This window comes from Alteromonas sp. 1_MG-2023 (assembly GCF_030547075.1).
Taxonomy (GTDB): Bacteria; Pseudomonadota; Gammaproteobacteria; order Enterobacterales; family Alteromonadaceae; genus Alteromonas.
Genome location: NZ_JAUOQH010000005.1, coordinates 315773 through 326880 on the forward strand (window position 1 = coordinate 315773; position 11108 = coordinate 326880).

Here is an 11108-nt window from a genome sequence, read left to right on the forward strand (position 1 = left end):
ACTAGATATTAGGGAACGCCTCCAATGACACGGTCTGACATTATACCCATGGTACTTTTCGCTGCCATCGTTGTATCGCTTGGGATCAATACACCACAAGCGGCCAACGAAATAATTGCGAAACTCTTCGGTAAATCTATTTCAAATAGTGAATTACAGCCTACGCAAAGTGATGTAGACCGCTTTCAAGCTATTCTTAGTGATAAGTCAGAAGTTGAAATTCGTAAACTGCTAGCACAGCGTGCTTTAGGCAGTAAAATTAGTGAATCTGTTATTGCAGACTTTGCTGATGAAAATGATATTGAGCCTACAAAAAGCGAAGTTGAATCTGCCTACTCGGTGATTAAAACTTGGACGGTAGAGTTAAGCCGTAACTCTGAATACTCAGACGAAGAAGTAGAACGTTATCGCTTAGCAATGGCAGAAGGCATGGCGAAAAGCTGGAAAGTGTCTAAATCATTGTATGAAACCTTTGGCGGAGATGTTGTATTCCAGCAGAGCAACCCGCTTACCCCTGTTGGCGCTTACAAAGATTTATTTGAGCAATATCGTGAGCAAGGAGAGTTTGTTATTTACGATCCTGTGTTTAAAGCGGCTTTTTGGGAGTCGGTAAGAATGCGCTACTCAAATGTACTTCCACAAGAAGATATCGATTATTCATCGCCGTGGTGGGAAGCTGGATTAAACGCCTCAGGCGGATAAAACCATGTACATTATTATACGAAACACCCCGCTTTATGCGGGGTGTTTTTGTTTGTGAATAAAGTTTTTTTAAATATTAGGGAATAAAACACAAAGTTCATTCGTTATCTAAGTGACTCTTATGAAAAACAATATGAAAACAGGAAATATACGAATGAACAAACTACATACCGCTTTAATTGTTGCGCTAGGTCTTACTTCTAACATCGCATTGGCTCAAACGATGAGTGCGTCTGTTTCGGTTTCAAATAGCACGCAAGCGTCAACTGACATATCAAATGACGATGCGAGTGCTAGCCAATCATTTTCCACCCAGTCGTTTTCCACAGAAACTTCGGCATCTGCTAGCCTAAATGCACAGTCAAGTACGGCTGGAAGCGCTGCTTTTAACTTGAACGCTGATTCGAATGCTGACTCGGAAACCGCAAGTACAGAGGAGCCTGATTCTTCAGCAACAGATGAAACCCAAAATGACACCTCAGAAGGACTCGACTCCGCAAACAGTGAAGTACTTACTCAACTTTCCAGTGTACCAAGTACGTTAACAGGCAGCCTTACTGCAACTCAAGCATTGGCGGCTGACGCAACAAACGTGATAGATGCCACAGCATCAACAGCGACAGATTCACTATCAAACGTAGTAGATAACACGGTGAGCAATACGGTAGCGCAAGCGGCTGATGTAAGTGCCTTAGTTTCTTCAACATTAACACAATCAGTGGAGACTGTAGCTCAGTCGCAAGTTGAAGAGAGTGTGGCTAGCCAAGTTTCTGGCCAGGTCAGTGGCCAAATTAGCGGTCAAATTGAGAGCACGGTATCGACCACCGTTGAAGACACCGTAAACGGAAGTATTACAAGCCTTCTTACTCAGTAGCTTTGCTATTTAGTCCTTTACGTTATCTGGCGCCACCTTTGAATATAATTATGAAGAGGTGGCGCTAAACCATGCCCTTATTTACGGTGCAAGTACTCGAATTAGTAGGAAATTTGCATGAGCCTAAACCCTAACCCTAACCCTAACCCTAACCCTAACCCTAACCCTAACCCTAACCCTGACGTCATTACACCACCACTAAGCCTATCGAGCTTATCTATTGCCATAGCAACTTTAACGATAAGTTTAGCGTGTGGTATTGCTGTGGCGAGTGAGTCAGAAAAAAACACATCAACTGACAACAGCCAAATGATAAACGTTACTGGCGACGCCTATATTGGTGCTCACCACGATTCAAATGTGAATGTGAGTGAACTTGATACCAATACCGACACATCAGATTCTGCGGTTAAAGCGAACGCTAAACTGAAAGTAGCAATAACACCTGTCGAAAAGTGGCAATTCACAGCGTCAATCCAGCATAGTGAGACCCGTTATAACGAACTGTCTGAATTTGACCTAGCCATTACTACTTTAGCAGGCGAAGCAAGCTACCAATTGCCTTGGGCAAAAGTAGGCCTTCATCACTACAATGCGAGTGCTGACCTTGATAGCAATGCTTTTCTGACTTATCAACAAACTGGTGTATCTCTGTCTAATAGTGCCTTTTCGCAAGGTTATTGGCGTATAAGCGTGGATGCTATCGACAAGGCTTTTGATAATGTCCCCGAACGTGATGCTGATGCATTAGCTGGCCGTATTGATGGCTTTTGGTTTTTCACTAATCAAAGTTTTGTACAAGTAGGGCTAAAATATCAAAACGAAGATGCGCTCGACCAAGCGTTCGACTATGACAGTTATGGCTTAGATGTTAGCTATACTTACCCCACTCATTTCTTAGGTAAAGCGCTAGATTTAAAGCTAGGTTATGAGATGGAAGACAGGCGCTATGGAAGCGGTAGTCAGAGTAATTCGTCAGCGAGCTCAGGCGGAATTTTTAATGATGAATTTGATCAACAACAAAACAGCAGGAGAGACGATGATCGCCACGTGGTAAAAGCTAGCTTAGAATATGCGGCTCTAGAGAACATGGATATCATCATCAGCGCCCAGTATAAAGACTACGGATCAACGCTAGCCTCGGCGGATTATCAAGAAACGCTTGGGGAAGTGGGAGTTAAATTTCATTTTTGATATCGCTTTCAAAGAATACCCACTCCAAATACTGAGTCTCGCCCTGGTGCGCCAGCATCTATAGCCTGGTCGCGTAACGCGACTATGGTTTGCTCTTGGTTTTTAGTTGCGCGGAATAAACACGCATAGCGGGCAGAAATCAGCGGAGTCGCCATTGATGTGCCCGTTTCTCGGGTTAATGTGCCGTCTGGGTGTGCGGTCTCTACAGACACTCCTTGCGCAGCAAAATCAACATGACTTCCTTGATTGGCCCATCGATAGATAGCAAGATTAGCGTCTACTGCTGTGACCGCTATGGTCGATGGATACGCCGCTGGGTAAAGCGGAGGAGATGCTGGTCCTTCATTTCCAACCGCAGCAATAATTTGTACCCCTTGCTCACTTACTTTTTCAATTATCTTAGCAAGCACCGGATTCTCTGGCCCCGCTAAACTCATATTAATCACATCTACGTGATTCGCCAACAGGTAGTTAAGGCCGTCAATAAGTGATAATAAGGTAGCGCCCTGACTAACGCTGTTTCGCGTATAAAAAACGCTAGCATTATAAAGCTGGCTCCCTGAGTGCATGTTATTCGCTAATAAGCTCGCGACTGACGTGCCGTGTACTTGGGTAGCGGGTAAATTTTGGGGAAGAAACGATTGCTGCTCAATGTTCACATGTTCCAACCTAGGGTGATTCTGTGCCACTTCGGTATCAACCATGCCAATACGTACCGGTACTTGGCAAACTTGCTTGTTCTTAGTATTGCTGATGGCTTCGCCCGAGTCCACGTTAGAACCTAAACCCGTACCTTCGCCCAAATTTTGGCCGGTAGCGCTATTTGTGTTTCCGTTTAAATCTGGGTTCGTACTTTTGGCTTTTCCACTTTCTTTGTTCTCACCTTCAACGCCTTGGGCCAAATAAATATGGTTTCGACCCACTTGTGCTTTAAGGGCTTCAGGTAAACTGTTCCCTATTTGAGACAGTTCATCAAGGCTAGTAGTAACCTTTAAACGATAAATCCATTGGTCGATAGCGGGCAAATAATGGGATGACTTAATGGTAATATCGGGGTGGGCAAAGTAATTGATGTCTGCTTCGTTTCCGACAAACAGCCATTCCCTCTCAACCGCTAAAAAACCATCGGGGGTTTCTACTTCTTTCAGGATCAGGTTGCCAGACGAAGCGTTGAGGCTAAGCGGCGAGGGCACAGAGAACTGAGGTGCTGGTATGCTTGATAAAGTATTAAGTGTACCTTCAACACCTTGATTTACCGTAGTTTCAAGAACATCTCGAATTGTGTCTACTTCAGCGGGAATTCTTTCGATAACGGGAGTAACCGGTTCTAAAATTTGTTGAGGAATTCGTAATTGCGCATACACGTGAGTGCTAATAGAAGCACCTGATGTAACCAGTGCACCGTATAATATGAACCGAGAAACAGACTTACTTTTCACACCTTTACCTCTCATTGTTAAATCGATACCCACTTAGCTATACCTCAGTAACAACCTCAAAAGCTACCTTAAGATCTACTTTAAGAGTTAGCTACAAGGCCACATACAAAAGCACCAATAAAGCTGGCATAAAACGTGCCCTTACCGATGGATTAGCCTTTTCTTGTATTTAGTTAACGTTTGTTGGTGAAAAAAATTCCATTTAAATGGGAATAAATCGCGGCACTAAACGTTAACTAGGTATAGAACGTGATTTCATAGGAAGTTGTATGAAAGAAGAAGTAACTGAACTAGTTCCATCGTTGAGAAAATTTGCGTTTTCACTAACCGGCAATATACATGATGCTGATGATTTACTGCAAAACACGATTGAAAAGTTGTTAACTAAAACCTTGCCACAAGATGCAACATTAATGGCATGGGCTTTTCGAGTATGCCGCAATCTTTGGATTGATGAGTATCGTGCCCAGAAAGTTAAAGCAAACGCCGCCGCGTCTCCAGAATTACAGGCCCACGATGAGGTGCATTTAGATGAGGCGCTATCAGGGGGCATTACGCTAAAACAGGTGAGTAAAGCCATGGGTAAGCTCCCTCCAGAGCAAAGAGAGACGTTGTCGCTTATTGCTATTCAGGGAATGAGCTATTCAGATGCTTCAGAAGTGCTAGAAGTCCCTGCGGGGACTATTATGAGTAGGTTAGCTAGGGCAAGAAGTAAATTGAGTACTACGCTAAATCCACAAGAGGAGGTGGCGCTATGACAGTATCTGATGACATGCTCTCAGCATTCTTAGACGCAGAGCTTAGCGATGAAGATATGGAGTATGTGCGAACGGCTATTGCCAATGATCTCGCACTATCGGACCGGTTAGCGTCGTTAGCACAGGTGGATATGATGGTGAAAGCGTCTGCCGATGTGGCGACGCAAAAGCCATTACCTAGCAGCCTAGTGTCAATGCTTGCAGATGATGATACTTCTGGTGCTTATAATGATAATCAGCAATTCGATGCTGATGGTGCAAGCCTAAGCTCTGCAGGTATAAGCTCTTTAGAATCAAGCGCTTTAAGTTCTGACAATATGGAAAGCAACAGCGTTAATTCAGCTGCCGCATCTAACGTTACTCCGTTAAATTGGAAGAAAAGTCAGTCTAAAGGTGCAGGTAAATGGAAAGCGCCACTTTCACTGGCTGCTGGGGTAGCCTTAGTGGCAGGATTAACCTTGATGCAATCAGAGCAAACGGTACCTGTGGGTTCATCATCAAGTTTAACCGCGTCCAATAATCACTGGGCTAATGTGTCGAATGCACTCGATCATAATTTGGCGGGTGAGGCATTGGTAACTGTCACCGGCATGGAAATAGTGCCGCAATTGTCATTTATTAATGATCAAACACAGCTGTGTAGGCAAGCACAGATAGAAAGTGCTGACGGGCTCAATGTAATGATTGCGTGTAAAAATGAACAAGGAATTTGGCAGCTTCACGCCAGTAAACTAATGACGGTAGGCAGGGATAAAAGCGAATACCAAACTGCCAGTGCCAACAAAGCTTTAGATGAAGAAATAGACTTACTAATGGTCTCGACCCCATTAAATAGAGAACAAGAACAGCAAGCTATAGATCGTGGATGGCAGTCTGATACTGCCAAAGGAGTAATAAATGAAAACTAAGTATTTAGCGTTTTTATCATTTGTAGTGGTAGTCATCATGTCGGGCTGTGCAAGCCAGCCTGATTATCGACAGGCGTCTAATGGCGGCTTTGGGTATACCGAAAGTAAATTAAGCGATACGCAGTACCGCGTACATTTTAAAGCGAGAGGGACAGATAAGAGCAAAGCCATGGATTACGCTATGTATCGCTCTGCAGAATTAACTCTTCTGAAGGGGTACGATTGGTTTGTCGTTACTGATCGCGAAACTATGGTGGACAAAGAACGTGTACAAGCTTCTCCGCAAGTGGGCTTTGGTCAACGCTATGCAACGGTGACTGAATGTGGCGTTATTACTTGTAGAACGACTTCTCACCCCACTTCGCAATTTGAATCGGGTATCTTTGTCGGCGGGTCGCAAAAAAGTGAAATCGAGAGCATTTTAAATATTGAGATGGGGAAGGGGACTCGACCTACTTCTGCCACCAGTTTTGATGCAAGAGAATTAAGCAGTAACCTTAAACCAGATACAGAATCTTAATTGTTTTCACCGAGAACGAAAATAGCCCCTAAATAGGGGCTATTTTTATGAAACTTAAAAAGTGTAAGCCTTAGTTGAAATGCTTATCTACTTCTTTCTCGGCATCTTCGCGGCTTTTGCCGTAGGCTTGCTGAATCTTGCCGACAAGTTCTTCACGACGACCATCAATTACGTCTAGGTCATCATCGGTAAGCTTACCCCATTGCTGTTGTACCTTACCTTTCATTTCTTTCCAGTTGCCTTCAATACGATCATTGTTCATATGTTGCTCCTTAAAAAAGAATAACCGAATGGTTATTGTGAACTACACATATTAAGTAGCAATACCCATTCCAAATATTAAAATATTGATTTTTAGGGGATTATTTTGATTGAGTCAACGGGGCTAGAGGCAAGGCCCTGCATTATTTACAGAGCGCTGAAAGTCATACATGGTCGAAAAGGGAAGGGTGAGAACCAGTAAACTAAGCAATTTGTTGAGCGAAAGCCTCTACATCCTGTCGCTTATCGATTTTGTGTTGGTCTTCACTACGCCCTTCACGCCAGTAGCTACTAATGTAAACTTGGCCATGAGGCACTTGCTTGTCATCTTTCAGCCACGAACGTATCTTCCGCATTTGAGAAAACTCACAGGCAACCCATGCCGCAGGTGTACCTTGCTGCCAATCAATTCGTTTTATAGCGTCAGAAAGTGATGATTCACCTTTGGGTACCCAGTGAATAGAGACCTTGCTAGGCTTTTCTAGGCTAATTGCATCGGCTTCATGCTCAATAGCAATAACCGCAACGCCTCTAGCATCGCTGGGAAGCGCTTTAAGGTAGTTGCGAATACTAGGTAGGGCAGTCATGTCACCTGCAAACAATACCCAGTCATAGTTTTCTGCCAGCGATTTACTGCTGCCAGGGCCTGCTATCGTCAGCTTGTCCCCTTCTTTGGCGCTAAGAGCCCATGCGGCAGCAGGGCCAGTTACCCCTTCTTTCACATGAACAACCATATCAATAGTCATCTGTGCTTTCTGCGCATCAAAACTATTAATTGTGTAAGTTCGCATAGCGACAGGCTTATCTTTGTTCGGTTTTACAACCGGGTCGCCATTTAAATCAAAAAGCAGTTTAATGTATGCACCAGGACAAGTTTCTGGAAAACCTTCTAGTGAAGGGCCGCTAAGAACAATACGCTGCATGTTTGGTGTAATACGAAAAGACTCAACAACTTCGACAACACGAGGAGCGGGTTTAGACATGAAATTCTCCAAATTGGATAGTGAAAATATTCTATTTGATAATAGTTCTCATTTCCATTTCTAAGAGTGGGATGAAAAGGGGCTTATAATTCTGGTTTTTAGAAAAGTAGGTATTAAAAAGAAGGGCCGTAGGTTTATTATAGGCAAAAAGAAAGGGGCTATAGAGCCCCTTAAGAAAAACACAACATAACTTGGAAAACACATTTACACTTCACAAAGCCAACACACTAAATGACTCCATGTATTAGTAAGAGCAGCGGAATTAAGAAAAGTTCAGCAAAATATAAAAATAAATGAAAACTTTTTTGAAAGGGTGTTTTACGTGGCCGCTAAGCTAGAAAATATTAAGTAACAGACAAAAAAATGCCCGCCAAAGGCGGGCTAAAATCAGAGGTATATAAAAGGCCGGGATGGGCCTTAGAGGGGAGAGGTATGCTGTCGGGTGACAGCACACTAATAATATCGATGACATTATTAGTGTTCCTCGATATGACCATTGCTGAAGGCACAAAGCCAATTCAACAGAGTCAAATAGGTTACAATCCTTTGTTGCACATGGACATCAATGTCTGTGCCAGCGATGTGGGTATCTAGAAGTGATTGCACATTAAGCACTTTCACTATCTTTGCATCCCGCAAGTTTTAACGACTTAATCTAAGTCACCATCACAAACATCTGGCTCAACAACAGATAATCGGTTATTTACGTCTACTACTTCCTAAAGCAAATCAACCAATTCCATGGTAATTGCTTTGTCGACATCAGTGTCAACCTTACTCGTCGTAATGACGCATCCATTTTCAACATCCGTGTTGGCGTTAAACGTATTCAACTATCCGATAAACAACAGGGCGACTTCAGCTTTGCTATCAATCCATTTTCCTTGGCCGACGAATATCCATTTACATCCAATGTTGTCAGCCAGCGCAGGTGAAGTCAGTTATCATGGTTACCATCTTGGTAACGGTATGCCTTCCTAGCATCATGTTCACACCGTCGTTATCCGTTAGTCTAATTAATGCCATTCTTGTGCCAAACTTGATATCCAGCTTTGAATTAATTTAAGTTGTTGATTTATATAATTTTTAATTTTTCTTTGTTAGTTTTTAGGCGATGCGGTGTGCTCCTTACAAAGACCTATGGGAAATTTTTTCCCACTAGTGTGTCGTTTCTTACCTACACAAAAATCATACAGATTTCTGCATGTTATCTTCAAAGATTAGGCATGAGTTAGCTGTGGGAGGTAGGTGAGAGGGCGTTGTGGTACAAACGCCCCACTTCAGCTAGGCAGCCGAAGCAAAAGAGGCGTAAGTAGATGTGGTACAACTATATGCGGCATAAGTGTACGGGGTGAAATTTACGTAAGAAGTACTTAAATTCAGTTTGAGTTACCAAGAACCATACATAGGATTAGGCAAAATAAACAAGCTGGTTCCTACTTCAGGCAATATCGCCGGTAGATAAGCATCTTCTTGGGTTACACCTTGAAAATCTTCAATGTTATCGCCTATTTGCATAACGATATTATGTGGCTTGCTCCAACTTTTATCTGCAGCATCATTCGTTATAGAGCAGTCTGATGAGCCTTGTTTTACTGCATTACGGCGACGGTCTTTATCGTTCACAATGTATTTATGATCAACGGCATCTTTATCGGCAGGCAATCTACCCATAATGCAGGTGTTACTTGGCGTAAGTGGTAAACCCATGGCAAGTAGGTTATTCCAAGTATGGCTGTCTAAAGCTTTATCACGGTTAGTAATTAGCGCAATTTTTCCGCCTCTTTCAACCACTGTTGCTAAGAATTTATCAACGCCAGGTACCAAAGTGGCTTCTTCGCGTTTTATCCAGTCATTCCAGCTATCGCTTGAATAACCTAAACCTTTCGACTCGCGCTCTTCTTGATAAAGGCTGTTATCAAGCACAGTCTCATCTACATCTAACACGATCACGGCCGGAGTCTGCTGGTTTTCAAAGGTCGCAGGCAACGCAGCAGTAGCTTGTTTGTAAACATACGCACTAAGAAGCGGGTATTCTTTACTTTGACGTTGATACTTTACCGAGTTCGATAAAGAAAATGATGCTTCAGGCATTGCTGTATCTTCGGTGGTTTCAACCTGCTGGGTAGTAACACATGCTGATAGCGCGCTAAGGGCCAAACAAGACATTGCAATTGGTCGCAATGCAGTCTTAAAAGAAGTCGAAGCAGTGGTAAACATGTTTATAGTCCTTGCTTGGCGATAACAGTTTGTATTCGCCAATGAAAATTTTGATGCGTTACTTTGACATAAAACCTGCCGGCTTCAAAATAAAGGTAACTTGCCCGAGCTTCACTTTGTCGTATTGCTGGCATAAATAGCCCCGTTTAAGGCAATCGAACCGAGACCGAGCAACTGTCCAGCCCCTGAAGCCAAGCATTTAAAACCCAGTATTTAAAACCCAGTAGCTAGACCAAGTACCAGGCCTAAGGTTTCTGCAAAGGCTCAGGCAAAGTCGAGTAAGTCGGTGCCAAAGAAATTATCGATAATGCAACGCCACTCACCGCTGTCGTTTCGTTGCATCACATATACGGCTCGTTTTCCGTCGCAAGGTAAGGCATGAGGAGCGGCTTTGGGCACAAGGTAAAGTTTAGCGATGACTAACGCCACATCGCCGGCTTCAATCACAATTTCATCTCCAGTGGTAACGATATGCTCTGGCATGTATTTATGTTGAAAGGTTTGCAACGCACTAACACAATCGTGTTGAGTGGTGCCTTTTAGTGGTGTGGATACCACCTTGGCGTTATCGCCATAGCAGGCACTAACCGAGGCAGGATCGTTGTCGTTTACCGCGTTATGCAAACGGGCTAATAACTGAGTGATGTTGTTCATGGCTGTCGTCTCGTTTGTTTTTACCGCGAAGACAGACTTAACAAAAACCCGCCTTGGCGGCGGGTTTTAGTGATGTTTTACGTACGCACTAACTTTCCCGCCAATTATTAATAATAATAGCGAGGAGGATAATTGCGTTTAACGCCAAACCTTGGCGCGGTGCTGAAAACAGCAATGTGCGTAATGTCATACCCGCAGTATTTAATTTGCCGAATAAAAAGTCAACGACTTTGTTTTACTACACTGGTTAGTGAGGGCGAAGAGCCTGCTTCATGACACGCCGTAAACCCATCCATGGGGGCTCCGCTGCCGCATCCTTGCGGCAGAGGGTCATGAAGCAGGCTCTTCACCTACCCTCAGAAATTTTGTTTAGCAGCATGCACCGCCACAGCATCCATGCTGTGGAGGGTTCCTATTGCCCTAGCACACCATCTATAACGAGTTCGTACTATAACCATTAATGAGGGCTCCGCTGCCGCATCCTTGCGGCAGAGGGTCATGAAGCAGACGCTTCACCCACCCTCAGAAATTTTGTTTAGCAGCATGCACCGCCACAGCATCCATGCTGTGGAGGGTTCCTATTGCCCTAGCACAC

12 protein-coding genes are annotated in these 11108 nt (G+C 43.7%); 7 read left to right on the top strand and 5 right to left on the bottom strand.

The features are described from left to right. The first annotated feature begins 24 nt into the window (after nucleotides 1-24). The 3 genes from Q4561_RS08045 to Q4561_RS08055 all read left to right on the top strand — a co-directional run bounded on the left by Q4561_RS08045 (nucleotide 25) and on the right by Q4561_RS08055 (nucleotide 2770). A complete protein-coding gene (locus Q4561_RS08045) occupies nucleotides 25-702 on the top strand; it encodes a hypothetical protein (RefSeq protein WP_303458990.1) in 678 nt (225 codons plus the stop codon). Nucleotides 703-856: 154 nt separating this feature from the next. After that, the gene (locus tag Q4561_RS08050) at nucleotides 857-1576 is read left to right on the top strand and encodes a hypothetical protein (RefSeq protein ID WP_303458991.1); all 720 of its coding nucleotides are present in this window, start codon (nucleotides 857-859) and stop codon (nucleotides 1574-1576) included. Between the two features lie 117 nt (nucleotides 1577-1693). Then, nucleotides 1694-2770 (top strand): hypothetical protein, encoded by a 1077-nt coding sequence (locus Q4561_RS08055; protein WP_303458992.1) that lies wholly within the window; start codon nucleotides 1694-1696, stop codon nucleotides 2768-2770. Between the two features lie 8 nt (nucleotides 2771-2778). Here Q4561_RS08055 and Q4561_RS08060 read toward each other — a convergent pair whose 3' ends face one another. Next, nucleotides 2779-4209 carry a S8 family serine peptidase gene (locus tag Q4561_RS08060; protein WP_303458994.1) on the bottom strand — a complete coding sequence of 477 codons (1431 nt, stop codon included), beginning with the start codon at nucleotides 4207-4209 and terminating at the stop codon, nucleotides 2779-2781. Nucleotides 4210-4478: 269 nt separating this feature from the next. Between Q4561_RS08060 and Q4561_RS08065 the strand changes: the two genes are divergently transcribed. Genes Q4561_RS08065 through Q4561_RS08075 form a run of 3 tightly spaced genes read left to right on the top strand, consistent with a single transcriptional unit; the run spans nucleotide 4479 to nucleotide 6395 of the window. Continuing rightward, on the top strand, nucleotides 4479-4967 hold the full coding sequence (locus tag Q4561_RS08065; protein ID WP_303458995.1) for an RNA polymerase sigma factor: 489 nt from the start codon (nucleotides 4479-4481) through the stop codon (nucleotides 4965-4967). Next, entirely contained in the window at nucleotides 4964-5875 is a 912-nt protein-coding gene (locus tag Q4561_RS08070) for an anti-sigma factor (protein ID WP_303458997.1), read from the top strand. The genes Q4561_RS08065 and Q4561_RS08070 overlap by 4 nt, the downstream gene beginning before the upstream one ends. Next, a complete protein-coding gene (locus Q4561_RS08075) occupies nucleotides 5865-6395 on the top strand; it encodes a hypothetical protein (protein ID WP_303458999.1) in 531 nt (176 codons plus the stop codon). Before Q4561_RS08070 ends, Q4561_RS08075 begins: the two co-directional genes overlap by 11 nt. Before the next feature lie 70 nt (nucleotides 6396-6465). On the opposite strand, the gene Q4561_RS08080 is transcribed toward Q4561_RS08075, so the two are convergent. Together Q4561_RS08080 and Q4561_RS08085 are read right to left on the bottom strand one after the other, a co-directional pair. Continuing rightward, nucleotides 6466-6657 carry a CsbD family protein gene (locus Q4561_RS08080; protein WP_303459000.1) on the bottom strand — a complete coding sequence of 64 codons (192 nt, stop codon included), beginning with the start codon at nucleotides 6655-6657 and terminating at the stop codon, nucleotides 6466-6468. A 202-nt stretch (nucleotides 6658-6859) separates the two neighbouring features. Then, nucleotides 6860-7639 carry a siderophore-interacting protein gene (locus Q4561_RS08085; protein ID WP_303459002.1) on the bottom strand — a complete coding sequence of 260 codons (780 nt, stop codon included), beginning with the start codon at nucleotides 7637-7639 and terminating at the stop codon, nucleotides 6860-6862. A 363-nt stretch (nucleotides 7640-8002) separates the two neighbouring features. On the opposite strand from Q4561_RS08085, the gene Q4561_RS08090 reads away from it, so the two are divergent. Continuing rightward, nucleotides 8003-8233 (top strand): hypothetical protein, encoded by a 231-nt coding sequence (locus tag Q4561_RS08090; RefSeq protein WP_303459005.1) that lies wholly within the window; start codon nucleotides 8003-8005, stop codon nucleotides 8231-8233. 795 nt (nucleotides 8234-9028) lie between these two features. Here Q4561_RS08090 and Q4561_RS08095 read toward each other — a convergent pair. Then, nucleotides 9029-9859 (bottom strand): 5'-nucleotidase, lipoprotein e(P4) family, encoded by an 831-nt coding sequence (locus Q4561_RS08095; protein ID WP_303459007.1) that lies wholly within the window; start codon nucleotides 9857-9859, stop codon nucleotides 9029-9031. Nucleotides 9860-10123: 264 nt separating this feature from the next. After that, nucleotides 10124-10513 carry a DUF4440 domain-containing protein gene (locus Q4561_RS08100; RefSeq protein WP_303459008.1) on the bottom strand — a complete coding sequence of 130 codons (390 nt, stop codon included), beginning with the start codon at nucleotides 10511-10513 and terminating at the stop codon, nucleotides 10124-10126. Between the last annotated feature and the right edge of the window lie 595 nt (nucleotides 10514-11108).